This window comes from Patescibacteria group bacterium (assembly GCA_041651155.1).
Classification (GTDB): Bacteria; Patescibacteriota; Patescibacteriia; order CAIXNZ01; family CAIXNZ01; genus JAPLYF01.
This window is the reverse complement of sequence record JBAZJU010000005.1, coordinates 21,015-47,472: the sequence shown is the minus strand read 5'-3', so window position 1 is coordinate 47,472 and position 26,458 is coordinate 21,015. Positions and strand designations below refer to the sequence as shown.

Below are 26,458 nucleotides of genomic sequence, written 5' to 3'. Positions count from 1 at the left end.
TTTTTAATAAATTTGCTGCCAGGAACTTATGATTGTCCTGGGCTTAAGCTGGGAAATAATTACCTGAATTTTTGCATTGCTGCTAGCTACGTTGCTGCTTGTATTAATGATCCGATTGGCATTGCCACTGTCTAAAATCTGCTCAACCTGGCAATTGTAGCTATCAACTTCAATTGTTTCATTTCCGCCATAACTAACATTGTCTTGTAATTGCAAAATCGCATAATGAGCGCAAGCATTGGCCAGATAATAACTTTTTAAACTTTGATTCTGGCTGATCATATTCTGGGTCTGGCTTATGGTGATAAAAGTTAAAGCCAAAACAGAGATTAAAACAATGGCGCCAATAATAATTAAAGAAATTAGAGCAATATAGCCGTTTTTCACTTTTTCTACTAACCCTGGCTTATTCATAATATCATAATTTAATTGCAGATTGAATTATCAGGAGTAAAAGTAAATAAGACGACCAGATCCTGAAAATCAGCAGCAGCAGAATTTAAATCGCCAAATTCAAAAAGCATCAAAATTTGCTTATCTAAAATGCTGATTTTCCTATTTGCATCTATAAAGGGCGCCAAAAGTGCGGGTAAAGGAGTCTGATTGCCAAAAACAGGCGTGTTTGGCAAATCATCCCCATCTTTTAAAACTTTCACATGAGGGGAGCCTGTGTTTGAATCATAATATTGGCTGAAGATAGTTCTGTATTGCGCATGAGCTCTGACCGCTACATTGGTCCGGGCAGATAAACTAGCTGTGTATAGCTCGCCGCCATTCACTGGCTCACCGCCGAATAAAGTCAGCAAATTGTTATCTAGCCAGATCTTAGAATCAACATCAACTTGCGGACCGCCAGCTCCATAAGTGATTTCTGAACCAACTACTTTTAATTCCAAATCGCCTTTTGGCGCGATTATATTACCGGTTGGTTGCAGAATAATTTCTGTTTCCGAACATTGCTCTCCGCCCAATTCTTCATCCCCAGCGCCCAAATGGGATATATTAACGCTTGTCTGCAGCTTAATCGGCTGATTTTTCCAAAGCTGACTTGCACTGGCTAATTCCATTTGTATTTGGATAATTGGACTATTGGCGGAAAAAGCAAAATTTGAAAACGTAATTTGATTAACTTTAATTCTACTGCTTGTCAGCGCCACAGTTTGATTAGAACTAATTTTCATTAATAAAACATTATTTTCCAGCAAAAATTCTATTGGGTTTTGTGTTTGGTCAGCCAAATTTAGAGATAAGGTATTTTGGCTCTGACCAATGGCTGGTGAATTTACACTCTCAGCCTGCTTGAGATACCAAACAATTTTATTTAAGGCAAACTGGCCGCTATCAACCAGTTCAATCTTATCATTTATTTTGGCCTTTGCATAAATCGTCTGCTGGAAAAAAACAAATAACACTGAAAAAAGAAAAGCCAAAAGCCCAAGATATAAAATCAGCTCAATCAAACTAAAGCCTTTTTGTTTTTTAGGTTTATTATCCATATAATTAAAAATTCCACAGCCGAAGAGGCGATTTGCAAATCGCCTCTTCGGCTGAATGAAAATTATGGCCCCGGTACCACTATCTTTAAACCATTAAAGCCTGTTAACCCGCCGCCCACAGCTAGGTAGGCTGCCACATCATCAGTCACCAAATCATAAACAATGCCATTAATATCTAAAGTTGAAATTACTCTGGGATTATTTAAATCTGAAATATCAATGACCTGAAATTGCTCTTTATCCAGATCACCGCCTACAAACATATATTTATCGCCCGTCTCGGCCGAGGCCGGGCCAAAAGCATAAACTGTCCTGAAATTAGAAGCTAATTTTAAGGAACTGATTATTTGCGGGGATTGCAAATTACTTAAATCTAAAATGTAAAATTCAGAACTGTCAGTGCCTGCGGCTCTAACCAGATAACCTTTATTATCTTTAACATAAACATCATAAGCATCATTTGCGCCTGGCAAATCTAAGCTGGTATAGAGAGTAGAGCCTTGAGGATCAGCCACGTCAATAATCTGCAATTCCTGGTCATCTTTGCCGCTAGCCACAAAAACGTAATTATTCTGGAAAGTTAAATTATAGGCTGAGTCAGCCAGGTCAATTCTGGACACAAAATCGGGGTTTAATGGATTGGCAATATTAAAAACATAAAGCTGTTTTTGGTTCTTTTTCCATAAATTAGTCAGATAAGCATAATCGCCTGAAACATGGATGCCTGTGGCGTCGGTTAAGGTTTGCGTTGTCTGATGAGCAACATCAATTGGATTTTGCGGATCGCTAATGTCTAAAACAACAAATTCCCGGCCATTTATATTAGTGGCTAAATACGCATAATTGCCAACCACATAAATAGAATTAATCGTGGCCCAAGTGTTAGCGCCTAAATCCAAAGTGGCAACTAAGGCGGGATTTTTTAAATCAGCAGTGTCAAAAACATAAAAATCAGGCTCATCTTTAAAATTCAAAGCGCCGATATAAGTGTAATTGCCCACATGGAAAACAGAACGTGCTTCTGAGACCATGGCATAAAAGCCATCCACAACCGGCTCTGACCAATCCCCGCCTAAAGTTCTCTGCCAGTTGCTTAAAAAAGTCAGCAATGAAGTTTCTTTAGAATTATTTTTAATATCCTGCCAGGTCACTAAACTTTCAACTTTTTTTAAATTCGTGTCCTGATCACTAATAATAATCTGGCGCTGGCCATTTTTTAATGTTTGATTAAGGTTTTCGGCTGCATCAGTCAGCTGCCACTGATTATTATTTATAGCCAAACCATGGCTCCCATCAGTTAAATCCTTAAAATTATTATCGGCAATCGCCTTAGTGGCTTCAATTCCCTCTTGAGCTAAAAATTCAGCCCTTATTCTTTCCTGATTATTAAAACTAAAATTAAGATTATCAAGCATTAAAAAACTAACGCCTAAAAAAATAATTAAAAAAATAGCCGCTGCCAGCAGAATTTCAATTAGAGTAAAACCATTTTTATTTTTCATAATTAATAATCAATCAGACCGATTGAATTAAGCGTAATTGTTTTGGTAATTTGATTAGAGCTTAAAATTATTGTGCCAGTTTGGCCGGGCAAACCTTGAGCCAAACTAAAATTGATATCGCTTAAGCCCTCAATTTTAACACTACTGGGTATTTTATAATTTACATCAAAATCTACTTGCCTTGCCTCATAACTTGCGCCCTGATATAAAGTTAATTGCTGATTATTATAATAAAGGCCAAATGCAGAATTATTCTTTTGGCTTAAAGCACTGCTTCTGGCTTGTTTTAAAAGCCAGATGACCTGGTCATTGGTTTGATTTAAAACCTGAATCTGATAAAAATTCAGGCCAATAGGCAAAAAAATAGCAGCCAGTAAAACTACTATTCCAATCACAATTAATAATTCTATTAAAGTAAATCCTGGATTTGAAGTTTGAAATTTTGAAATTGGCAATTTATTTGTCATTTATATCGAGTGGCTAAGTGTTGAAATAAATTCGTAAATTGGGGAGATTATTGCCACGCCAATTAAGGCCACGACTAATCCGACCGCAATCAATAAAATCGGCTCCAGCACATTGGATAAATTCTTGCTGATATTATCAACATCTTTTTGGTAAAAATCAGACAAGTATAAAATATTTTTTTCCAAAGTGCCTGTGCGCTCACCTACGCTAATCATTTGCGACACTACTTTGGGAAATAAATCAGGCTTATTTAAATTTTCAATTGCTTCGCCCAATGATAATCCGGCCACTACTCTGGCTTTAACTTTTTTAAGCTGAATTTTGTAAACTTCATTGCTTAAACTCTCAATGCCGATATCAAGAGCTTCATTTAGCGGGATACCGCTTTTTAAAAGCACGCCAATAATCAAGCAAAAACGCGCTAAGTTTAATTTTCTGATCAGTTCCCCGAAAAAAGGAATGCTTAAGCCAGCTGCCTGCCAATAGGGCTTGATTGTTTTGGTTCTGACTAAATACCTGACAAAAATTAAAAATGCCAAGATTGAAACTAGAATTAAAATCCCATGATCCCTGATAATCTGAGCGACGGCTAAAAGCAATTTTGTGGTCCAGGGCAAAGGCATATTAAATGAATTGAAAACCACAATCAGCTGGGGCAAAATATAATAGCTCAAAAGCGCGGCCAGAGCCATTAAGCACGCAAAGACAATCATGGGATAAAGTGAAGCTGACTGGACTTTGCGCGATAATTCCAGATCTTTTTCCTGCTGCTCGGCCACATAATTTAAACATTCCACTAAACGCCCTGTTTTTTCACCCACATTAACCAAGCCAATATAAACTGGATTAAAATATCTGGGATATTTAGCTAAAGCTTTGGCTAAATTTTCTCCGCTTTCCACGCCTTTTCTGACATTAGCCACAATAAGCTTAAATTGGCCGACTGACTGGGCTTCCACAATGCGCAAAGCATCAGCGATATTAATGCCTGAATTTAAAATCGTGGCTAAAGTTTTGGCAAATAAAATCTTTTCCACATTAAAACCGAAATTAATGTGCCAGTTTAAATACTTAAATTCTTTCCCCTCATTCATATTTATTTTATTATTCTTAAAACCTCTTCCAGAGTGGTTAAGCCCAAAAGAGCTTTTTCAAGCCCGTTTTCTAACATGGTGACCATGCCTTCATCAATTGCCTGTTTTTTAATTTGCTGGCTTGTAGCTTTTTTTACAATTAAATCACGAATGGCCGGACTGACTGTTAAAACTTCAAAAATTCCCAGCCGATCCAAATAACCTGTTTTATGGCACAACTTACAGCCCTCGCCTTTATAAAGAGTAATTTTTGTTTTGCCATCAGTAAATTTTGAACCAATAGTTTTGGGAACTAATTTTAAAAATTCCTCGCTTGGTAAGCTATAACTTTTAATGCAATTGGGGCAAATTTTTCTGACCAGACGCTGGGCAATAGCAATTAACACGGTAGAAGCAATTAAATACGGTTTAACTTTCATATCCAGCAAACGAGGCAAAGTTGTGGCGGCATCATTAGTATGCAGAGTTGATAATACTAAATGCCCGGTCATGGCTGAATTAATGGCAATTTTCGCTGTTTCCTCATCTCTGATTTCACCTACCATAATAATATCAGGATCCTGCCTTAAAATAGATCTTAAGCCTTTGGCAAAAGTCAGATTGGTTTCGCTATCCACCTGAATCTGGTTAATGCCTTCAACATCATATTCAACGGGATCTTCAATTGTGGAGATATTAACATCGCGGTTATTTAAAATCTTTAAAATCGCATACAAAGTCGTGGTTTTGCCAGATCCGGTCGGGCCAGTTGCCAAAATCATGCCATAAGGATTTTTGATGGCTTCTGTTACTTTTTTAGCTTCAGCTTTACTTAAACCCAAATTTTCTAAATTTAATTCTTTGGTTTTTTTGGAGAGTAAGCGCAGCACAATTTTCTCGCCCTCAATGATTGGCACAACAGAAACTCTGATATCCAATTTTTCATCAGCTAAATTAAATCTGCATTTGCCATCCTGGCTGCTTTTGTGTTCATCAGTGCGTAAATTAGACATGATTTTTATTCTGGACACGATCATGTCATGATATTCTTTAGGAATTGATAAGACATCATGCAAAACTCCGTCAATTCTAAAACGAATAAGAGTGTCATTGTCATGCGGTTCAATATGAATATCTGAGGCGCGGTTTTCATAACCGTATTTTATCAGGGACTCAACAATTTTAATGATCGGCAATTTTTCATCACCGCCTGTTTTAACCTGTTTTAAATGCTTTAAAATCAAATCTGAAAATTCCTCCTTAAGTTCTTTGTGATAAAGCCTGGCAGATTTTAAAATATCTTTTTGGGTGGCGTAAAATAGAATTATTTTATCCCCAGTTTTTTTGGCCAAAAAATGCTGGAACTGCAAATTATCAGGATTATTCATAGCCACAAACAGACCGTCTTTATTTTTATCAAAAGCAATGATCAGCTGTTTTTTTGCCACAATTTCCGGAATAATCTTTAAAATTTCCGGTTTAATAGTCTTTTTGGCCAAACTCACATAGCGAAATTGCAGAGCTTCGGCAATTAACTGCCCCAAATTCTCATCCTTGATTAAGCCATTATCAACCAAAACCTGTTCCAGGCTTAATTTCTTGAGCTTGGCCTCTTTTTGGGCTGTGCTAAAATCAAGCTCTTTAATATAGCCCGGCTTAACTAAAATCTCTCTTAATTTCTGGCTGGATAACATAAAATAAAGGATTTAATAATATTTAATCCTATTTTAATTTTAGCATAATTTGAGATTTTAAGAAAACAAAAAAAGACCCCCAGAAAAGGAATCTCTTTTTAGCATTAGTTTGCTATGTGCCCCGTGAAAATCCGCTGGCCAACACCCTCTCCAGTTTCCAAGAATGAGTTTACGGCATCAGGATCAGAACCCACAGCGACCAAAAGCAAACCCATGGGAATGATTGGCTGGTCTCCGAGTTCTGTTGAGGATTGGTCTGCTGTCGCAGTTCCTGTGGGGTTTATGAGGCCAGTTTCCACTTTTTCAGCAGATGTAGCATAAGCATATAAATACTGGTTTTCGGCGACTGGCGTGATGGCTAAAGCACCCCCTTCTTGGGTAGCAAAAAGATAGACTGGAATAACACAGACTTGGGTATCAATAGGTGCAGGAAAGCTCTCTGCTTGAGCGAAAACAGCCAATGGAGAGAATAGGAATAAAAGGATAAAAATGATGCAAAAAATTCGTTTCATATTATTTTCCTTGAGCAAACCAATATGATTCCGCATCGACATCAATGCTTTTAGCATTGATTAAATTAATTTTTTTCAAATAGTACCCCACTTGTGAATTATTATCTTCCTTCCCCTCTAAATTTATATTCGATAAATAGGTATTATTTAGCTGCGCGACACCTACCAAATTTATTATTTTATCTTTATCATTTAGGCTAGAAAGCTTAAGAAAAAAATATTTAGATTCTTCTAAGATATTACCATTAAAAACTAAATGTAAAACTGCAACTCTCTCATATTTGGGTAGGGTATGAAGATACTTAATCGACCAAGGCCTATGAAGTCCTAATGCTATATCGATATATGATTTATTATCCTTAATCTCTTTATATACCCAATATTCATGCACATAATATTCTGCCTTTTGATTATTTTCGAAAACAACAACTTTATTCAGATTTATAAAATATATATAGAGAAACAAACAGACTAATAAGATAATAAAAATTATTAACAAGGCGATCTTTATAATTTTTTTCATAATGATAAAAATTAATTAATAAGGAGCGTATTCGCCATACAGTATAATGGGGGCGGCAAATCCATAAGGACCTTTATCCATAATTTCAACATCAATTTGAAGACCAGGATCGGTTTTATAATACTGATTCAACTTTGAATTTACTTGCGGAAAATTGTTTAAAGATGGGTTAAGATTTCCCCACCACTTACCGACATCGTTCGCCCAGTGCCCCAATTCATGTATTAGAGTATAATTCACTGAATTGTTTGCATAAGCAGCAGGATGCAAATATATATCATTAAACCACGGGTCATAATGTCCATCCCAATTTTCAGTTGTTTGCTTACAAACATAAACGTCTGGGCCTTTCCCATTATCCTTTAAGGTCTCATTAATATCTACCCCGAACAACTTAAAATATGTCTGAATTTCCGGATTATTAGCAACGTCTACCTGTAATTGAGCTAAAGCTTTATCAAATTGTTCAACTTGTTCTTTGGTTGCTCCATCCGACTTCTTATCAATATTACCAGTAGGGTCAATTCTATTCATTGGATTATTTTTTCCATATGAATAGCTATTCAAACCCTGCGGATTTGATATAATTTTTTCAAGCAGTTTTTTCTTTTTATCTTTTTCGCCCTGGTAACTATTATCCACTAATTTGTAGAATTTTTCCCCTCCAATTTCCTGGAAAACTGCGTCCTCACTCCAGAAGCGTCCCACATCCCCCTGATAATATCTCGCCCCAAAATACTGGAGGGTCGTGCTGTCGTCCGCTATGTGCCCCGTGAACTTTCTTTCAATATTTTGACCTGAATTCTGTTCATTAAATCTCAGGCCTCCAAAAGGCGTATAATCAATAACTTGATCAACACTTCCCATCTCATCAAAATTTGTCATTACGCTAGATGAATTCAAATGATCCGGATGGACAAAGTATAAATTCATACTGCTATCTTCAACTTCTACAGTACCGACTAATTGATCATGAGCATAAACATTAAGTGTTTCCTTTGCATTTTCACCTTCAGTGGTCGTGTTGTAATATTTATTTGGATATACTATCACTTTGCCCCCGCCACCTATATTCTGCTCAATCCTTTGCCCAGAATGGTCATACTTGTAGGTTTGCGTTTCATTATTAGGCCTTAAGGTTTCAATTATCCTGTTGTTGTAATCGTAATCAGCGCCGATTAAAACAAAACTTCCAATATGCAAATTGGTCAAGTTTCCGTTATTATCATAGTCCAGATTTGCAGCGCTGTTTATAGTGGTTACCGCATGAGGGTTGGCAAAGGAAGTCCCAGTATTCCCTTCATAAGCATAATTACCTAAGCCAGACCTATTGGTAAAATTACCCAGAGAATCATAAGCATACGTCTGGGTATAATCACTGTAACTATCTGAAATGGTGGCAGAGGTTAAACGATACAAATCATCATATTCAAACACTGATTTCTTTTTCGTGTTAGTTTCTGATTCATCAATTATTTGAGTTACATTTCCTACATTGTCATAAGTATAACTTAAATCCTGGATTCTCTTCCCGACCACAATAAAATAATCCTCGTTTTAAAATGGTTTCAAAGGACAAAAAAAATTAATTTACTTTTCCAATCCCTCAAATTTTTTATATCACTTTAATTCATCTTTTTAGGCATAAGTATAACTAGGATATAAAATTACTTTCTTACAATAATTACATACTTTGGATCAAGGATACTAATTACAGAACCACCTGGAAAATATTCCCCATTATCAATTTTCTGCCATCCTTCCGTAGTGGGCAATCCATACAAAATCGGCATAATAGTAACTAAAGAAAACTGTGTCCGACTAAAAACAACCTTTATAGGAAAAATTATAAAAATTACAGCTGCACACATAGATAGGATAAGTAAAACTTTTATAGTAGAATTCCATTTTAACTGAAATCCCAAAACCATCAAGAATGCTATAATAATTGCTAAAATTAAAGCTAAATACGGTTTTAAATTAGACAACATAAAAGTCAACAAAATTATAATTATAATGATCGCACTAATTAAAATTAATTTATGTTTTAATAATTTCATAAAAAATTTAGTTAATTATTTATCTAATATCGCCGAATGTAATAATCTCGGACATAAATCCATAAATATTTTCAAATCCAATTGTCAATTCAAGTCTAGGAATGTCTTTTATATAAGTATTTAATTTATTATTTGCATTCTTGTATGAACTCGCATCGGGATTTAAATTACCCCACCAAGATCCTACATCATTGGCCCAAAGTCCCATTTCGTGCATTAATGCATGTTGGATATTATTTGTATCTGTAAATGCATTAGAAAAAATATCTATAGAATTAAAGAACCAAAAGTTCGAATAATTACTTTTGGAATCAAAGCCTGTCTTATTTTCTCTACCTATATATACGTCAACCCCCTTACCATTATTTTTCAATTCTTCATTAATATCAACTCCGAACATTTTAAAATAATTCTGCATATCCTGATTGTTAGCAGCATTTACTTGTAACTGAGCTAAAGCCTCGTTAAATTGTTTAACTTGTTCGGGTGTTGCATTTTCTGTATGCACATCCATGTTTCCAGTCGGATCAATCCTATTCATTGGATTATTTTTACCGTACGAATAACTATTCAAACCCTGCGGGTTAGAAATTACTTTTTCAAGCAGTTTTTTCTTTTTATCTTTTTCACCCTGATAACTATTATCCACTAATTTGTAAAATTTTTCACCTCCAATTTCCTGGAAAACATGATCCTCTGTCCAAAACCTCCCCACATCCCCCTGGTAATAACGTGCACCAAAGTATTGGAGTGTGGTTGATGAATCTCCAATCTTGCCAGTGAATTTACGTTCCTGGTCAGTCGCACTGTTTTGTTCATTAAACCTGATACTACCAAACGGATAATAATCTATTACCTGGTCTATTGATCCAGTTTCATCAAGGTTAGTCATTACGCTTGAAGAATTTAGATGGTCTGAATTTACGAAATATAGATTAAAACTGCTTCCATCAGACGTAGCCGTACCTAAAAGCTGCCCTTGCGCGTAAATATTCATGGTATCAATCGTACTTGATCCTTCAGTTGTTTCTTCAAAATACTTATTCGCATAAATTGTATCCTTTGTCCCCGTATCTTGCTCTATCCTTTCTCCTGTGTGATCGTACTTATAAGTACTTGTCTGACTATTTGGCCTCAATGTCTCAATTATCCTGTTATTATAATCATAGTCAGCCCCAATCAGGACAAGACTTCCAATATGCAAATTGGTCAAGTTTCCGTTATTATCATAGTCCAGATTTGCAGAGCTGTTTATAGTGGTAACCGCATGCGGGTTGGCAAAGGAAGTGGCAGTATCATTTCTATATCCCATATTTATTTTTGTATGTAAATTCGTACCAATTAGTTCCATCAATCCTATCAAGTTTATTATATTTTTTATCAAAAATATCTTGTCTAAAATTTTGCGTAATTGAACCATCAGAAATATAAGTAAAACCCTTATAATTATTTACCTCAAATATCAGAGAGTACTCTTTACCGATTTTAAGATTTAAGTCCTCTTTAATACATTTTAAAAATACATAAGAATTAAAAAAATTTTTATAATCCCCTATTTGATCTACTGTTAAACTAATTTTTGACAAGGCTTGTTCCTTTGTTAATTTCAGCGAACCAAGAGTAGACGGAGAATAAAAATAATTTTCGACAAAATTCATCACAATGCCATTTATCTTAAAATCATTTCCCTTCATGCATAATTCGTGTATTCCATTTGCGTGCAAATCTTTTGCAATCATTGAAAACTCATTCTGATTTTTTAATAATGTAGCCTCATATGGGGTTAAATCTAATTTTTTCTCTGTGTCGCCAAATATATACCATCTTATACCAAAAATAAGACCGAGTGGTAAAAATACTACAATGAGAATCAACATTATTATTTTATATATAGAGAGTAATTGTTTCATAAGATATATATTAGTTTTTAATTAGATTAAGAAAAGCCCTATAAGCCATATATTCAAGGCCCACAGTTCTAAAAAATAACGGTTGCAATGTTGTATGATAGACTAACTGCTGTGTTTTCGCCGTAAAGGTAGAGTCATTTTTATGCGTAGACATATACGTCTTAACTCCAAGATTAATATTAGTGACATCAATTGGCTGATCGAAATTGTTTAAAATACCATAATTCACTAAATCACTATAATTTTTGGTGGTCTTTATACTTACTACGCCTGCCATATCTTTTAATAACCCCTTACTAAATCCACCTGCCGTGCCACAATAGCCATAATTTAAATTACCAAAATCTTCACTACTATATAATGAGCCATTAAAGAAAAATTCCCTATCTTGTTGCTTATAATCCCAATCGCCCCCAGACCTAACTTGATCATAAAATTTAGAAAAATTAAGTTTATTCTGTTCCATGTAACTAGCATTTTGATTTAACATATTAATATCGTCTTGCTCGTAATAAGATTTATCTCCATTACCAGTATCCTTAACTGTTTCACCTTTGGTGTTAATATATTTATCCAAACCTAAAGGATCCACATATTTCAGAGGATTATTAGTAACATAGCTGTAAGAATTTAAATTTTGAGGCTCGCTTAAATAATAGATTAAATCATATCCTGCAATATTTTTAAACTGTTTGTCTCCGGCGATTAAAAATAAAGGATCAATTGACCAAAACCTCCCAACATCTCCCTGATAATATCTTGCGCCAAAGTATTGAAGTGTCGTTGATGAATCTCCTATCTTGCCAGTAAATTTACGTCCCTGGTCAGTCGTACTGTTTTGTTCATTGAACCTTATTCCCCCGAAAGGATAGTAATCAATCACCTGATCCACTGCCGCATTTGTGTCAAAATCAGTCATAACTGAAGACGAATTCAAATGATCGCCATGAACAAGATGAAGATTGAATGATTCGCCATCTGATTCTGCAGTACCAAGCAGTTGACCCTGGGCGTAGATATTCATGGTATCGGACGTATTCGCTCCTTCAGTTGTTTCTTCAAAATACTTATTCGCATAAATTGTATCCTTTGTCCCCGTATCTTGCCCTATCCTTTCTCCTGTGTGATCATACTTATAAGTACTTGTCTGACTATTAGGCCTTAAAGTTTCAGTTATCCTATTGTTATAATCATAATCCGCGCCGATTAAAACAAAACTTCCAATATGCAAATTGGTCAAGTTTCCGTTGTTGTCATATTCCAAATCAGCGGCTGAACCAATTCCAGTTACAGCATGCGGATTGGCATAACTCGTCCCGGTATTTCCTTCATAAGAATAAGTCCCTAAATCTGTGCTATCAAAGTTCCCCAACGAGTCATAACTGTAAGTTCGCGTATAATCATTATAACTATCCGATATGGTTGCTGAAGTTAATCTGTAAAGATCATCATATTCAAACACTGATTTCTTTTTTGTGTTAGTTTCTGATTCATCAATTATTTGAGTGATATTTCCCACATTATCATAAGTGTAACTCAAATCCTGAATTCTTTTGCCCTGCATAATAAAATAATCCTCTTATTAAAATGATTTCAATGAACAAAAATAGTACCTGACATAATTAATAAATGATACTGTAATAAAAGCTAATAATCGATCCTACTTTATCATTTTTTAATTCATATCCATAAGTATATTCTTTAAAATCTTTATAAATTCTTAACACGATATAACTTGCAGATAAATCTTCAGAAAATCCCTCCAAACCTATTCCGACAGAAAATCTATATCTATTATTATCTTTTATCATTTTTTTCAATGGTTCATGAAATACATACCCTCCTTCACCTACAAATAAATTGTCTAAATTTTTATTTTTAATTTCCTGACCAGTTAAATACTTGTACTCTGAAATATTAATTTCCTTGTCGTTAACTAATTGCCAAACTTCCCCTTGTTTTATAAATTTCTCAAACCAGTTATTATCTTTATTACATAAGATGGAGACTTGATCTCCTTTTTCCGCGAGGACACATAGTTGATTAAATTTCAGCTCTGCACCTTTATATTTAGGTGTATAAAACACACCCCATATAATTACAAGGAATAAAATTACTATTACTATCGTTATTATTGTCATTTTATTTCTTTTCATAAATTTAATGATTTAATCTATTATAATTAATTGGATGACCAGTTGGTATTGGTTTAATAATAACACCATCAGCTACATTTCCATTTTGATATTCAGCTGTAGCAGTGGCTGAAATGTATAAATTACTTCCAAAATAAATGCCAGCGTGATAACTGCCATCTTCATTATCAAAAGAAATCACATCTCCCATTCCAGGAGTTTGAACCGAACTAAAACCGCTAACATTATTATGAACCCAGTCAGTGGCTAAAGGTGGACGTCTAGTAATATCTAACCAATCGGTATGCATATTATTTTTATATCCCACTGAATCCTTAAGTGTCTCAGCTACAAAATAATTACATTTCCAATTTTTAGATATCGAAGTATAATAATCACTTTTAATCTTAGCCCCATATGACCAATCGGTATAGCCCATTTGATTATCATACCACTTAAACATTGCGTCATTTGTAATGGTAAAGTTCTGAGGATCTCCGCCTTCAGGCAAAGCTTGAATAGTATTAACATATGTATTATATGCGGTTCTAAAAACATCTGCTCCTGATGAACCGCTACTTGCCCCTGAACTCCATAAACTTTGCATTTGCATAGCAACTGCTGTTTCATGCTCTGATAATGGCCGTAAGCCCAATGGGTCTATTAACCTTAATGGATTATTTAATACATAGCTGTAAGAATTCAACCCTTGAGGATTAGCCAGACTCTCGCCCCAAACTTTCTTGGAGCCTGAATTTCCAATATCCAAAAACACAGGGTCCTCACTCCAAAAACGTCCCACATCCCCTTGATAATACCTTGCCCCAAAGTACTGCAAAGTAGTACTGTCGTCCGCTATATGCCCTGTGAATTTTCTCTCAATATCTTGACTAGAATTCTGTTCATTAAATCGCAAACCTCCAAAAGGCGTATAATCAATCACCTGATCCACACTTCCCGTTTCATCATAGTTGGTCATTACCGATGAACTATTTAAATGATCAGGATGTACAAAATACAGATTAAAACTGCTTCCAGAAGCTTGCACTGTGCCAATTAGCTGATCATGAGAATAGATATTCAATGTTTCACTTACGGTTTCCCCTTCAGTCGTCTTTTCATAATACTTATTAGGATAAACAGTTACTTTTGCGCCAGAGCTGATATTCTGCTCTATTCTCTGGCCTGAGTGATCATATTTATAAGTACTGGTCTGACTATTTGGCCTCAAGGTTTCAATTATCCTGTTATTATAATCATAATCCGCACCGATTAAAACAAAACTTCCAAGGTGCAAATTGGTCAAGTTTCCGTTATTATCATAGTCCAGATTTGCAGCGCTGTTTATAGTGGTAACCGCATGCGGATTGGCAAAGGAAGTTCCTGTATTCCCTTCATAAGCATAATTTCCCAAACCAGACCTATTGGTAAAATTACCCAAGGAATCATAAGCATAAGTCTGGGTATAATCGCTGAAACTATCTGAAATGGTTGCAGAGGTTAAACGATACAAATCATCATATTCAAACACTGATTTCTTTTTCGTGTTGGTTTCCGATTCATCAATAATTTGGGCTATATTTCCCACATTGTCGTAAGTATACGCCAAATCCTGTATGCGTTTTCCCTGCATTACGAAATAATCCTTGCCATTTGTCCACGAGCCCTCATTGTCATCGTCGTCCCAAAGTTTAATGCGCCAAAAATATTTCATGCCATTGAGAGGTAAAGCAGCGCCGCCATAAGAAATATCTTCTGTCCTGTCCCCTTCCAAAACAGAACTTGTCAGCGCAGTTTGGCCGCTGTCCCATAACGGCTCGTCCCAATCGCCATCGTATTTAATCACCTGTATCTGATAATCAGTCGCATAATCGCCAGAGTCAGCATCATCATAAATCGCGCTAAATTCAGGCGTGGAATCGGAAATTTTAGTGGGCTGGATTTCTTTTAATTTAACATCATCAAAGTAAATACCGTCACTATTATCACCCAGATAGAAAAGCAAACGGCCGTTTGAGTCTGTCGCAGACGGGGTGAGTTCAACCTCGTATTTTTGCCAGCCATTATCCAGGGTAAAGCCAACCAGGGAAGTCAAATCAGTCCAGGGGCTGTGGTTTTGCGCCAAACAAACATGAGGCGTTTGCGCGTATGGGGAATCAGTGCGGGCGTAAAAAGATAATTCATAGGTCTTGGTACTGTCCAAAGCAGTGGGCTGGGACAAGCTCACTTCCCAGTAATTGCCGGTGACAGTGATGTCAACATTGTCATCACAGCTGCCTTCAACCGGAGAACCGCAATCAATGCTGTTGGTGCCTGCGCCATAGCCTCCGCCAAAACTGGTAAAGCCCCAGTAAGCAGCGCTGTTTTCAAAACTGGGATTTTTGATTTTGTTAAACGTATCAGGTATGAGTTCAATTTCATCAAACCAGTAAGTGGCTGAATTTGCGCCCAGGTGAAATGTTATTTTGGCGTTTTGATCATTGGCCAAGGCAGTGAAAGAATATTCATAAGTTGTCCAGTCAGTGCCAATCGCAACATTGCTTGCCCATAAGCCAAGCAGATTATATGGGCTGTGGTTTTCTTCAGCGTCAAAGCTAAAAGTGGTGGCAGTTGACGCTTTAGCTTTAAAGCGCAATTTGTAATTTGTATCCTGATCAAGCCGTAAAATCTGGGATAATTGCACTTGCCAAAATGAACCGGCAGTATTAACAATCGCCTTTTCTGAACAATCGCCTGCGTAAGAAACAGTGCAATCTTCCTGGCGAGTGGCGTCTAAATTATTCTGCCAGGTCCAGCTGTTAAACCCGTCTTCAAACCCCTGGTTGTAAATAATATTTTCTGTTGTCCATTTGCTTTCTGAATTCAAATTAGTTGAAGGATTGGGCATTGTGCCGGTCAGAGCCATATGAAAATCATTTTTGCTTAATGACGCGCCTGCGCCCGACAAACTGCCGGTAATTGATTTTGGCCCTGAATTAAAATAATCAATCGCTTCTTGAGGATAAATGGATTTTAATTCCGGAGAATTAATTTTACTGCCAGACTTATCAAGAAATTCAATGGCTTCCTTTGGCAGTTCCCCGGGCTTGGCTTCTTTGTCGTATTTAAGATAAATGGTTTTGTCTTTGGGTAGTTTGTAATCAACTGGCTTGCCCCAGAGGTCTAGTTTAGGTTCAACCTTAATATCATTCGTAGCATTCGCATTATTACCCAAATCAAAAGCAGCTGAATAAGCAGAAGGGGTGGTAACAGATTCTTCACTGCCGTTCAGAATGACAGAGGTGGGTGAAAGGGCTGCTTTAACAATTAAGCCTAAACCCTTAACAACATTCGCAGTATTCGCATTGTTACCCAAGTCAAAGGCAGCTGAAAAGGGATTATTTGAAGTAAAGGATTCTTCGCTCGCCATTTTCAATGGCTCACTCTGAATGACAAGGGGGGCGAGGGCTGCTTTGACAATGGAACCCAAACCCTGAACAACCGGATTATCAGTTATCCCAGGCAAGCTCACTGAGGAACTATTCGTATATTCATACGGATTCGTAATTTCGTAGGACTTACTACCGTTTCCAGCCCCACCAGCCATAGCTATATTATAAAGATCTTCAAAACCACCTTCGTCAACACTAGCCGTAATCTTTTCCTTTAACCGATACAATTCTGCAGCATCATAAGTATTATATGTTTTAACACCATTAGCATCTTCCTGATAAGCAACCTGCTCCAATGGCGAATAATCATAATCGCTAACTAAATCAGTATAGCTTGGATCGCCTGATGCTTTAGCTTCAACTTCTTCTAAAAGCCCGGCCGTGTTGTAATTGTATTTTACTTCAATGTCATTGGGATAGGTTATCAAAGTCTGGTTCCCCTGGCGGTCATATTCGTATTCTGTCAAATAATCAGCAGAATTAATATTCTTATTCTCTGTTTTAACCCCGCCTAAAGCATTATAAGCATAAGTCGTGACAACATCCGGAGTTGTCGCAGTATATAATCTGCCAATCCCGTCAGTGCCAGTGTCATAAGCATAAGTTATTTCTGTGCCGGTTTGGCCAGTGTAATCTTCAGTCAAGACGCGGTTAAGATCATCATAAGTCCAGTTGACTGTCTGGCTCTTGGGGTCTAAACGAGAGGTTAAATTGCCTGAATCATCATAGCTGTAAGTCCAAGCGCCAAAATATGAATCAGACGTGTCATGCAAATCTTCAGCTGTTAATCTTCTGCCCAAGCCATCATAAGTAAAATTCCTGACATTATCCTGCGAATCTGTTATTTTGGTCAAATTAGACAAGCCATTCCATTCATAATAAGTAGAATAGGTGTTGCTGTCATTATGCTCGTCAACCTGGATCAAATTATCATAGGCATCTTTATATAAATCTTTAACATTGCTTTCAGCGTCAGTGATTGTCAGTTTCCAGTCATCATAAGTATTGGATGTTGTGCCAACCGCGTTAATTGCTGTTAAAACTCTTTGCAATGGGTCGTAAGTATAATTGGTATAAAGAGAAGTGTCAGTTGTGGCAGTTGTTCTGCTTGAACCAGACGAAAAATACGGCAATGATTCTTTTTCAATCAGGCCCAGATCATTGTAAACAAAATCTTTAACACTAAAAGTATTTGTGTCCTCAGCCTCTTTTCTTTCCTGAATTTTCCTGCCAAACCCGTCTAAATAAGTATAAATATCAAAACTAGTTGAGGAATCCAGATTATTTGCCTGCTGGACTTTAGTTGGCACAGTATTATCAGTATAAGTATATTCTGATTTCACAACCAAAGTGCTTGGCGTAGTTAAATCAGGCTGTTTTTCCTGCTTAACCCTATCCAGGGCATCATAAACAGTCTGAAATACCCGGCTATTAGGGTCTGTAACCTGAGTCGGCTTGCCTGAAGAATAATCATAAGCATAACTGCTAGTTTGACTTAAAGCATTCGTAACACTCGCAGGATAAAGGTTATAAGTATCATATGTATAATCAGTGGTTTTGCCCCGTGGATCTGTTTCTTCAGTCACCAAGCCATAAGAATTGTAAGTTTTCTGGGCATTGATATAACTTGTGCCTGATTTCCACATTTCCTGCTTGGTTAAATTGCCTGCCCCAACTGAACCCAAACTTAAAGTATCATAATAATATTTTGTTTCCTTAATTTTATTTGAGCTCTGGTCAATTGTTGTTTCATGGGAAGGTGAGCCAATAACCGCGCTGCCTGTTGTGGCGGCATAATCAATATCAGTTGTGTATTTATCAGAACCGGTGTCTGTAAAGGTGCCGTTATCAGAACCAGTAACCTCGCCCCAGGTTATTTTCTCTGTTAGATTTCCATTCGCATTATCATAAGTATAGGTTTCTGCCTTATCTTTATGGCTGGTATTACCGTCATAACTGGAAGCAATTGTCTGGGTTAATTTCACAAAATCCTGGTCATTCCCCAAATCATAATTTTCCCATTTGTTTATGGTTTTGGAATACAAGTTATCGCTGTCGTCATAACTTTCAGTCCGATAAACCTTACCAATTTTTGAAACATCATCAGAATACTCGCCATGGCTTGAATCACTGTCATTGCCCTGGTGAAAATAGGTCTTGGTTACATTGCCCTCTCCGTCAGTTTTCGTCACCTTGCCAAAACCAGCCAACTTGCGGTTAAGATAATCAGAAAAGTAATACAAGCCGTCAGCGTATTGATAACTTTCAGTCCATGTGTTATTCAGGCCATCATCATATTCTATTTGAGAGACGGTCTGTATAATTTTCTGTAAATGCGGATTTAATAAATTAACAGAAAGGTCTAAATATTGGGGAGAACCTTTGTATTCTACACTACTCTGCCCACCCCTGCTTTGGGTAATTTGTGATAACAAATCTGCGTTATGGGGATTTGAGATGTAAACCTCTTTTATATCAGGGATACTATATCCGGGAATACCATCTTGTGCACGTATAATATCAGCTAAATCATCACCATTTATATCGATTATTTGTGTACCATTCCCAAAACAAGACGTTACGGCAAAATTTTCGGGAATTGTATAGTTTGTGTCTTCTGTCCAGCCAGTGCCATCACCATTATTAATATATACATGCCTAATATCTGGATATCCAGAGATACCATCTTGTGCACGTATAATATCCTCTAGGCCATCGCCATTTATATCTGCTGTACGCACCCCAAAATCATATCCTGAATATGTCACAAAATTTTCAGGTAACGTATAATTAGTATCTTCTGCCCAACCGGTTCCATCCCCCTTATTTATATACACATGCCTAATATCTGGATTTCCTGAAACACCCTGCTGAGAACGAAGGATATCAGGTAACCCATCTCCATTTACATCAATTATACGAGTCCCCATATCGTGCAAAGAATAAGTAACAAAGCTTTCTGGTATTGTATAATTTGTGTCTTCTTGCCAGCCAGTACCGTCGCCTTTATTAATATATACATGATCTACTATTTGCTGGTAATAATCCAACTGGGAAGATAAAATATCTACAAGACCATCACCATCTACATCACTCAATCTAGCGGCCGAGCCATGCCCCCCGCCACAAAAATCAACTGGTATGCTCCAATTTGTATCTTCTTCCCAACCTGTACCATCGTTTTGATTTAAGTAAACTTTGCTATATATTGAACCATCATATTGTCTATAGGCATAAAGAATATCTACAAACCCATCGCCATTAATATCAGCCAGCCGTGCTCCTGTATCATAACCGCCGGAACTAACGAAACAGACAGGTATAGTATAATTAGTATCCTCTACCCACCCGGTGCCGTCGCCTTGATTTATATAAACTTTTTTATATGAATTTCCATTATAGAGACATTGGCTACGAATTATATCCGGCAGTCCATCACCATTTATGTCTAGTATACGTGTGCCAAAATCACGGAAGGAATTGGTGACAAAAGTTTCTGGGATTATATAGTTCGTATCCTCTGTCCAGCTTTTTGTTTTAGTTTGATATGTAAAATCATTGGTCGGCAAAGTAATAGTATTACTCTGCTCATCCTGGCCAGTTTCAGTAATTGTATTTAACATTGAACGAACTCCATTATCACCAGAAGAATAATCTAATTGATATTTCTTGACCCAGGTGCCATTAATTTTTGCTTGAATTTCATTTATGCGATAACTGGTAGTCACTTCAAACCCTGTTTTAAAAGAAGCCAGGTCGTCATTCCTTGATTCTCTTAAAAAATCTATTTCAAAAATGCCATCGGTTGTATTATAGCCAGTATATTTAATATCAGCTGGATATATCTGGCCTGCATCTTTATAATATTCATATTTAATGTAATTGTTATTTGTGTCTCGTACTTCTTCCAGCATCCACTTGAAAGCATGAGAGCTGTCATTCGGATCATCTTGGCGAGCGCCTGAATTATAACCAAACCTATAGAATGTTCCCTTTTTATCTGTGACAACCCAATAATTATTCGCATTAAATTCGTAGTTTAAAAAATCGCCATTTTCAACTTTTGAGCCATAGGTGCCATGATGGCCATCGGTCAAACTAATATCTTCTAATTCACCAGATAGAGAAGAAGTAAAATAATTTTCATCATAAAGATTATTTACGCCTATTTTAGGTTGTCTTTCAATATAAGGGATATTTAGAGACCAGCCATAACCAATAATATTAGTGTTATCGTTATTTTGGTTGTTATAAACTAATTTCAAATCAGGCTGTAAATTATTTCTACCCGGCGGAATAGTTAAAGGAAAAGTATAAATTAAAGCACCAGTAGAACCATCGGTCTCAAGATTAAATTTATTCTCAGCGGCTTTTTTTGTTTCTGGGCTATTTTCAGGATCTTCCTCTTCAGTCAAAGTATCCATGCCCTGATCTTGCGATTCTGTATCAGCTTTAGCTCCATCCAAACTCGCCTGATCAGCTGGCGCTTCTGCTGGTGTGGGGGTTGTTGTGTCAGTTGTTGGTGTGGAAGTATCAGTAGATCCAGCTGAAGCACTTGTGTCAGCAGGCGCTTCAGGGCTTACAGCTTCTTCAGCTGCCAAAGCCAAACCTGGGCTTGAAGTAAAAATAAACAAAAAAACTAACGCGGACATGGTTAGCTTGGATAAAAAAACAGAGCTCTTTGATTTTAGATTAAGCATGATTTTGGAATTAAGAGTTATGCTTAAATTATAGCATAAAATACGATTATTAAAATATTAAAAGAAAGTTAAAAAAAGACCCCCGACCGAGGGTCTAATAATAAGGGATCGCTATACTAAATCATCCAACCTGCGCTGAAGCGTGGGAATTAATCGCTCATTTATATCCTCCAAGCGAAAAATCCTTGCCCCTCTGCGGACATCTGAACATCCAATTTTTCTTTGCAGGGCTTTTGCCTCCTTGCTATAAGCATAAAAACCTTCTACTAATTTACGGCCCTGGCTTATGAAAAATACTTCTGCTTCATCACCTTCTTTTGCCATGCTAATTCCTCCTCTTTTTGTTTGCTCCTGTTTTAATTTTACCTTATTTTTTTAAAATAGCAAAATTTAGGGCGGGTTAAAATAGCTTAACCCGCCCGACATAGCCTTAAAGCCCAACTAATCTCGGCATTACCACTATTTCTTTGGTTTCAGGGTCATAATGAGCCCATTTGCTTTCAGTTGAGCCGCAGATTTGGCACTGGCCATCTGCATTCTTTTTTTCATTCCAATCTGCTTTGCATTTTTTACAGACCTTTTTCTGGGGAAATTCCTGTACTCTGATTACGTCCATCGTTGCCCTCCTCGTTTATGGTTTTTTAGTTTAAAGGACTAAATAAAAACCAACCGCCTTTTGGCGGTTAGTTTAATTTACAATCTATGTAAATTTGTTATCTAAAAAGTCTAACCACCAAAAAGCAGCTTAATAAAAGCAATAAGCCTAATAAATTGGTTCTTAAATCAATTTTCTGCAGTTGTATTGCTTTGGTGGTTGTCATAATTAAACCTTATAATTGTTTTAATATCTCCAGATATTCATCTGGACTAATATTTAAAACTCGCAAATTATTCCTGATAATAAAAACGGGCAAATCTCCGCTGCGCGGAATAACTACAGGCCTTTTTAATCCATCGCGGCTATAAACCCTATGGTCTCCTTTTTCCCTGGAGAAATTGCAGCCAACAAACAAAATAAACTTTTCAAAAATTTTCCAATGTATTGGAGTTAAGCGTGGCATAAACTGGACATGGGAATACTTATTGATTGCGATTCTTGAGAAATTACAATAGGCGGATTCCATTTTGAGAGAACTCTTTTCCATCCTAAATCTTGTAAAACCTCATCTACAGTTCCTTTTTTAATAAGTTCTTCAAAAAAAATATTAACAATTTCTTCAAATCTCTTTTTAGCTTCTTTATAAGTTTTCCCCGAGGTAGATAAATCCAAAGCAGGCGTATAGGCTATATACTGCTTGCCTTCGCGTAAAATAGAGACTGGAAGCTTAAATTCTAAGTTAATTTTAGCCATAAAATTTCAATTAAACGTTTATACTACGATTATAGACATTTTTATTATAATTTGCAAATTTTAATTAAAAAGATAAAATTTTTTATAGCCAGTCATTTGTCCTCTCGCATCAAATCAAATTTTCCAGGTATAATCGTATAATATAGTATCTCGAGCCAAATTATAATCCAAAATTTCTTCTTTTTTAAACCAGATCTTTATTTCTTGGGCTGCTTCGGCAGACGTACCCGAGGCATGAACCAGATTTCTGATAGCGCGATTAGCCAAATCAGCCATTTGGTAAGTTTCAATCGGGTTATAATCACCCCTGATTGTGCCAATGGCTGCGCTAAATGGTTCAGTTGAGCCGCAAATCTTGCGCACCAAAGATACTGCTTCATTGCCTTCCCAAACCATGGCTAAAACTGGACCGGCAGTCATAAAATCTTTTAAACGATTTAGGACATCTTTGCCGACAGCGATCGGGTCGTCATTAGGCGGGGTTAAGCCTTTTTCTTTGTAAGATTCAATGGCTTTGACCCCGACTTTTTTTACCCATTCAGGATCAATGGTATAATGTTTTTCTACCATTTTGTCATCAGCGCGCACTAATTTCGTGGCCGCTAATTTTAAGCCGCTTCTTTCAAACCGGCTGATAATTTCCCCTATTAAATTTCTCTGCACCCCATCTGGCTTAATAATAACTAAAGTCTTTTCCATATAAATTTTTTAAATATTAGATATAATCATTTTAGCAAAAAAATAATATCTTTTCAAGTATTTGACGCCATTATTTTTTTCTGTTAAATTACAACTAAATCTCAAAAAAGGAGGACAATATGTTTGGAGCCCCAATTTCAGGCGATATTTGGGCCCAAACTGCCCAAATAAAAGCCAAAGAAAAAGACTTTGTTATTCTGGATGTTTCAGATGAACATGGCGGTTTATTTAAACAAGCCAAAATGCCAGAACGTTTTTTTCAAGGCACCTTTTTCCCGCACCCTAGCATCCCCTCTATTTACATCAAGAGAGTCAAAATAGAAAATGTGGAAAAAGATCATATTTCTTTTGTGCTAATTGATTTAAATGGCAGACCCCTAAATACAGGGTCTCAAGTTTCCAAGATCAAAAAACAAATTTTTCTGGAAACTTACCATTTAGACAACAGCCTTTAGCCGAGAGTTCTATCTCTCGGCTTTTATTTTAATATTCTGCCCATCACTAATAATTGCTATTGTCCCGCTTAAATCAGTTCTAAGAATTTTAATATTATTTTTTTCTAATCTATTGATAGTTGCCAAATTCGGATGGCCATAAGAATTATTTGCGCCTACTTCAATTATGGCGTCTTGCGGCTGAATCGCTGCTAAAAACTCCTGGCTCGTTGAATATTTACTGCCATGATGGCCGACTTTCAAGACATTGGCAGTTAAATCCACTTTACTGGCCAATAAATCCTGTTCCTCAGGAAAGCCCGCATCACCGGTAAATAAGAAGGAATTATTTTTGTAAATTAATTTTACTATGATTGAAGAATTATTTAAATCCTCAAAATTCTTTGAGCTAATATCATTAAACGGATATAAAATTTTCAAATCCAGATCCTGGCCTAAAATAATATCCTGGGGCTTGTCAGCTTTTTCTGCAATTATGTTTTGTTTTTTAATTTCCTCTAAAAAAGCTAAATAAGGCGGGGAATTATTTTTAATTTCAGTCAGTAAAACTTTTTTAACATTGTAACGCCGTAAAATTTCAATTAAGCCAATAACATGGTCGGTGTGAGGGTGAGTTAAAATAACCAGGTCAATATCTTTATCATAAAAAGCCAAATTTTTGCCCAAAGCAGCTAAAACTTTATTATCAGGCCCGCCATCAATTAAAATGTTTTGTTGATAAGGAGTTTTTATTAAAATCGCATCGCCCTGGCCGACATCCAGATAATCAATTTCCAGATTCTGCCTCTGGCTCTGCGAATGGGCAGTAAAAGCAATTAATAAAAAAACAATCAGCAAGGCGCTGCCTAAAATTTTGGTTATTTTTCTTAAATATCTTTCCATGATTATATTATATCATTTAATCTGGGCGAATTAATATTTCTCTAAATAAAAACATGTCTTAATTTTAAAGCTTAAACTGATTTTTTAAATCTCCAAATAGAACCAATAATTATTGCGTAAAAAATCAGCATGACCCAAACACTAATTTTCGGCAATTCAAAATACGCCCAATTCAATTTAGCCAAATGTTCCAAAATCCAGATAATATAGGTTAAAACCAGCCAAACGCTCCAGCCAGCCACCCAGCCCAATCCAGTCCAGACCATGGCTAAAATTCCAGTTAAAAAGCCTAAAAGCATGGCTAGAGGCACAAAAGGCAAGATCAAAATATTTGCCACAGGCGCAATTAAAGAAATTTTGCCATAGTTATATAAAATTATGGGCTGGGTCATAATAATTGCTGATAAAGTTGTCAACAAAAAATCGCCGAAAATCAATTTTACAATTTTTCCGCCTCTGGCGGATAATTTTAAATTTTTAATTTTTAATATTTGTAGTAATATTGGATTCAAATAAACTAAGCCTAACGTTGCTAAAAACGAGAGCTGAAAACCCAGATCAAAAACTAAAATCTTGGGATTTAAGGCAATCATTATAACTGCAGTTAAAACTAAAACATTTCTAATTTTACTTAACCTGCCCAAATAATTTGCCAGTAAAACTACGCCTCCCATAATAGCCGCCCTAATACAGGAGGATTGCAATCCAGTCATGATAGCAAAGAAAATTAAAAAACCAATAATCAACCAAAAGGATTTCTTTCTGCCCAGACCTAAATTCTGGAAGATGAGCATTAAAAAAACAGCAATAATTGTCACATTATAGCCAGACACTGCCACAACATGCGTGGTTCCTGTTTTACTAAAAGCTGTCTGTAAATCCCCGGGAATTGCCCTTTTGGCGCCAATCAAAAGCCCGGCTAAAAATGAGGACTGAGGCTCAGGCAAAACATAATTCAGCCTGGCAATAAAAAAACTCTTTAACTTTAAAATCTCAGACAAGGCAAAATTGCCCTGACCTTTAGCTAGCAAAGTTATCTTGGGATTATAACAGGTTGAATAAATATCATAGCGCGCTAAATAATCATCATAAGCAAAACCCTGGACATTCTCCGGGCTTAATAAATTACAAGTAAACTCCAGTCTGTCGCCATAACTATATTCGGGATACAAATAATTAGTGACCAAAATTTTTCCTGATACTTTTTGCCAAGAATTGCTGAGAAAAATTTCTTGGCTTTTTAATTCCAGTTTTACCTTGTCTTCCCTCTGGTCAGGTTCCTTATCAATAAAACCCCTAATCTGAACTTCCTGGCCATTATAATAAAAAATCTGACCTGGATTTTTTTGCGGTAAAGAAAGCTGGTAACGCCAGAGTCCTAAAAACAAAAAAAGCCCCCACAAACCAAGCACTAAAAAATATTTATTTTTAAAGCTTAAAATTAAAAATAAGATTGAAACAAGTAGAATTAAATAAATCACAAAAGCCTCAATGGACAATACTGAGTGGACAAAGACACCGATAATAAAAAATAGACAGGAATAAAAAAATATCTTTGAGTAATTCA

23 protein-coding genes are annotated in these 26,458 nt (G+C 36.3%); 1 reads left to right on the top strand and 22 read right to left on the bottom strand.

Going from position 1 to position 26,458, the window contains the following annotated elements:
- Positions 1–3: 3 nt before the first annotated feature.
- The 20 genes from WC460_04400 to WC460_04305 form a co-directional block, all read right to left on the bottom strand.
- Positions 4–414 (bottom strand): hypothetical protein, encoded by a 411-nt coding sequence (locus tag WC460_04400; GenBank protein ID MFA5188576.1) that lies wholly within the window; start codon positions 412–414, stop codon positions 4–6.
- Between the two features lie 11 nt (positions 415–425).
- Positions 426–1,496 (bottom strand): prepilin-type N-terminal cleavage/methylation domain-containing protein, encoded by a 1,071-nt coding sequence (locus WC460_04395; GenBank protein ID MFA5188575.1) that lies wholly within the window; start codon positions 1,494–1,496, stop codon positions 426–428.
- Positions 1,497–1,558: 62 nt separating this feature from the next.
- Positions 1,559–2,998, bottom strand: coding sequence for a prepilin-type N-terminal cleavage/methylation domain-containing protein (locus WC460_04390; GenBank protein ID MFA5188574.1), 1,440 nt, complete (start codon positions 2,996–2,998; stop codon positions 1,559–1,561).
- 2 nt (positions 2,999–3,000) lie between these two features.
- Positions 3,001–3,465, bottom strand: a complete 465-nt coding sequence (locus WC460_04385) for a prepilin-type N-terminal cleavage/methylation domain-containing protein (GenBank protein ID MFA5188573.1) — start codon at positions 3,463–3,465, stop codon at positions 3,001–3,003.
- On the bottom strand, positions 3,466–4,560 hold the full coding sequence (locus WC460_04380; protein ID MFA5188572.1) for a type II secretion system F family protein: 1,095 nt from the start codon (positions 4,558–4,560) through the stop codon (positions 3,466–3,468).
- Between the two features lie 2 nt (positions 4,561–4,562).
- Positions 4,563–6,233 carry an ATPase, T2SS/T4P/T4SS family gene (locus tag WC460_04375; GenBank protein ID MFA5188571.1) on the bottom strand — a complete coding sequence of 557 codons (1,671 nt, stop codon included), beginning with the start codon at positions 6,231–6,233 and terminating at the stop codon, positions 4,563–4,565.
- Between the two features lie 104 nt (positions 6,234–6,337).
- On the bottom strand, positions 6,338–6,745 hold the full coding sequence (locus WC460_04370; protein MFA5188570.1) for a hypothetical protein: 408 nt from the start codon (positions 6,743–6,745) through the stop codon (positions 6,338–6,340).
- 1 nt (position 6,746) lies between these two features.
- Positions 6,747–7,268, bottom strand: a complete 522-nt coding sequence (locus WC460_04365) for a hypothetical protein (GenBank protein MFA5188569.1) — start codon at positions 7,266–7,268, stop codon at positions 6,747–6,749.
- A gap of 15 nt (positions 7,269–7,283) precedes the next feature.
- A complete protein-coding gene (locus WC460_04360) occupies positions 7,284–8,807 on the bottom strand; it encodes an RHS repeat-associated core domain-containing protein (protein ID MFA5188568.1) in 1,524 nt (507 codons plus the stop codon).
- A 128-nt stretch (positions 8,808–8,935) separates the two neighbouring features.
- Positions 8,936–9,328 (bottom strand): hypothetical protein, encoded by a 393-nt coding sequence (locus WC460_04355; protein ID MFA5188567.1) that lies wholly within the window; start codon positions 9,326–9,328, stop codon positions 8,936–8,938.
- A gap of 19 nt (positions 9,329–9,347) precedes the next feature.
- On the bottom strand, positions 9,348–10,640 hold the full coding sequence (locus tag WC460_04350) for an RHS repeat-associated core domain-containing protein (protein MFA5188566.1): 1,293 nt from the start codon (positions 10,638–10,640) through the stop codon (positions 9,348–9,350).
- A complete protein-coding gene (locus tag WC460_04345) occupies positions 10,630–11,238 on the bottom strand; it encodes a hypothetical protein (GenBank protein MFA5188565.1) in 609 nt (202 codons plus the stop codon). The genes WC460_04350 and WC460_04345 overlap by 11 nt, the downstream gene beginning before the upstream one ends.
- 10 nt (positions 11,239–11,248) lie before the next feature.
- A complete protein-coding gene (locus tag WC460_04340; GenBank protein ID MFA5188564.1) occupies positions 11,249–12,802 on the bottom strand; it encodes an RHS repeat-associated core domain-containing protein in 1,554 nt (517 codons plus the stop codon).
- 58 nt (positions 12,803–12,860) lie between these two features.
- Entirely contained in the window at positions 12,861–13,394 is a 534-nt protein-coding gene (locus WC460_04335; protein MFA5188563.1) for a hypothetical protein, read from the bottom strand.
- A gap of 4 nt (positions 13,395–13,398) precedes the next feature.
- Positions 13,399–21,504 (bottom strand): FG-GAP-like repeat-containing protein, encoded by an 8,106-nt coding sequence (locus WC460_04330; protein MFA5188562.1) that lies wholly within the window; start codon positions 21,502–21,504, stop codon positions 13,399–13,401.
- 111 nt (positions 21,505–21,615) lie between these two features.
- The gene (locus WC460_04325; protein ID MFA5188561.1) at positions 21,616–21,828 is read right to left on the bottom strand and encodes a hypothetical protein; all 213 of its coding nucleotides are present in this window, start codon (positions 21,826–21,828) and stop codon (positions 21,616–21,618) included.
- 106 nt (positions 21,829–21,934) lie between these two features.
- Positions 21,935–22,120, bottom strand: a complete 186-nt coding sequence (locus tag WC460_04320) for a hypothetical protein (protein ID MFA5188560.1) — start codon at positions 22,118–22,120, stop codon at positions 21,935–21,937.
- Positions 22,121–22,334: 214 nt separating this feature from the next.
- Positions 22,335–22,565, bottom strand: a complete 231-nt coding sequence (locus WC460_04315) for a type II toxin-antitoxin system HicA family toxin (GenBank protein ID MFA5188559.1) — start codon at positions 22,563–22,565, stop codon at positions 22,335–22,337.
- Positions 22,553–22,855 (bottom strand): hypothetical protein, encoded by a 303-nt coding sequence (locus WC460_04310; GenBank protein MFA5188558.1) that lies wholly within the window; start codon positions 22,853–22,855, stop codon positions 22,553–22,555. The genes WC460_04315 and WC460_04310 overlap by 13 nt, the downstream gene beginning before the upstream one ends.
- A gap of 114 nt (positions 22,856–22,969) precedes the next feature.
- Positions 22,970–23,554 (bottom strand): nucleoside-diphosphate kinase, encoded by a 585-nt coding sequence (locus WC460_04305; GenBank protein MFA5188557.1) that lies wholly within the window; start codon positions 23,552–23,554, stop codon positions 22,970–22,972.
- A 119-nt stretch (positions 23,555–23,673) separates the two neighbouring features.
- Between WC460_04305 and WC460_04300 the strand changes: the two genes are divergently transcribed.
- Entirely contained in the window at positions 23,674–24,009 is a 336-nt protein-coding gene (locus WC460_04300) for a hypothetical protein (GenBank protein MFA5188556.1), read from the top strand.
- A 9-nt stretch (positions 24,010–24,018) separates the two neighbouring features.
- On the opposite strand, the gene WC460_04295 is transcribed toward WC460_04300, so the two are convergent.
- Positions 24,019–24,891: a ComEC/Rec2 family competence protein gene (locus WC460_04295; protein MFA5188555.1), complete on the bottom strand. Its 873-nt coding sequence runs from the start codon at positions 24,889–24,891 to the stop codon at positions 24,019–24,021.
- A 71-nt stretch (positions 24,892–24,962) separates the two neighbouring features.
- The gene (locus tag WC460_04290) at positions 24,963–26,372 is read right to left on the bottom strand and encodes a ComEC/Rec2 family competence protein (GenBank protein MFA5188554.1); all 1,410 of its coding nucleotides are present in this window, start codon (positions 26,370–26,372) and stop codon (positions 24,963–24,965) included.
- Between the last annotated feature and the right edge of the window lie 86 nt (positions 26,373–26,458).

Bases quoted from the DNA above. Each gene is read 5' to 3' on its own strand.
- WC460_04380 (MFA5188572.1), bottom strand. From the start codon at position 4,560: ATGAATGAGGGGAAAGAATTTAAGTATTTAAACTGGCACATTAATTTC.
- WC460_04315 (MFA5188559.1), bottom strand. From the start codon at position 22,565: ATGCCACGCTTAACTCCAATACATTGGAAAATTTTTGAAAAGTTTATT.
- WC460_04350 (MFA5188566.1), bottom strand. From the start codon at position 10,640: ATGGGATATAGAAATGATACTGCCACTTCCTTTGCCAACCCGCATGCG.
- WC460_04295 (MFA5188555.1), bottom strand. From the start codon at position 24,891: ATGGAAAGATATTTAAGAAAAATAACCAAAATTTTAGGCAGCGCCTTG.
- WC460_04375 (MFA5188571.1), bottom strand. From the start codon at position 6,233: ATGTTATCCAGCCAGAAATTAAGAGAGATTTTAGTTAAGCCGGGCTAT.
- WC460_04370 (MFA5188570.1), bottom strand. From the start codon at position 6,745: ATGAAACGAATTTTTTGCATCATTTTTATCCTTTTATTCCTATTCTCT.
- WC460_04310 (MFA5188558.1), bottom strand. From the start codon at position 22,855: ATGGCTAAAATTAACTTAGAATTTAAGCTTCCAGTCTCTATTTTACGC.
- WC460_04365 (MFA5188569.1), bottom strand. From the start codon at position 7,268: ATGAAAAAAATTATAAAGATCGCCTTGTTAATAATTTTTATTATCTTA.
- WC460_04340 (MFA5188564.1), bottom strand. From the start codon at position 12,802: ATGCAGGGCAAAAGAATTCAGGATTTGAGTTACACTTATGATAATGTG.
- WC460_04305 (MFA5188557.1), bottom strand. From the start codon at position 23,554: ATGGAAAAGACTTTAGTTATTATTAAGCCAGATGGGGTGCAGAGAAAT.
- WC460_04330 (MFA5188562.1), bottom strand. From the start codon at position 21,504: ATGCTTAATCTAAAATCAAAGAGCTCTGTTTTTTTATCCAAGCTAACC.
- WC460_04390 (MFA5188574.1), bottom strand. From the start codon at position 2,998: ATGAAAAATAAAAATGGTTTTACTCTAATTGAAATTCTGCTGGCAGCG.
- WC460_04385 (MFA5188573.1), bottom strand. From the start codon at position 3,465: ATGACAAATAAATTGCCAATTTCAAAATTTCAAACTTCAAATCCAGGA.
- WC460_04395 (MFA5188575.1), bottom strand. From the start codon at position 1,496: ATGGATAATAAACCTAAAAAACAAAAAGGCTTTAGTTTGATTGAGCTG.
- WC460_04325 (MFA5188561.1), bottom strand. From the start codon at position 21,828: ATGGCAAAAGAAGGTGATGAAGCAGAAGTATTTTTCATAAGCCAGGGC.
- WC460_04300 (MFA5188556.1), top strand. From the start codon at position 23,674: ATGTTTGGAGCCCCAATTTCAGGCGATATTTGGGCCCAAACTGCCCAA.
- WC460_04355 (MFA5188567.1), bottom strand. From the start codon at position 9,328: ATGAAATTATTAAAACATAAATTAATTTTAATTAGTGCGATCATTATA.
- WC460_04345 (MFA5188565.1), bottom strand. From the start codon at position 11,238: ATGAAACAATTACTCTCTATATATAAAATAATAATGTTGATTCTCATT.
- WC460_04400 (MFA5188576.1), bottom strand. From the start codon at position 414: ATGAATAAGCCAGGGTTAGTAGAAAAAGTGAAAAACGGCTATATTGCT.
- WC460_04335 (MFA5188563.1), bottom strand. From the start codon at position 13,394: ATGAAAAGAAATAAAATGACAATAATAACGATAGTAATAGTAATTTTA.
- WC460_04320 (MFA5188560.1), bottom strand. From the start codon at position 22,120: ATGGACGTAATCAGAGTACAGGAATTTCCCCAGAAAAAGGTCTGTAAA.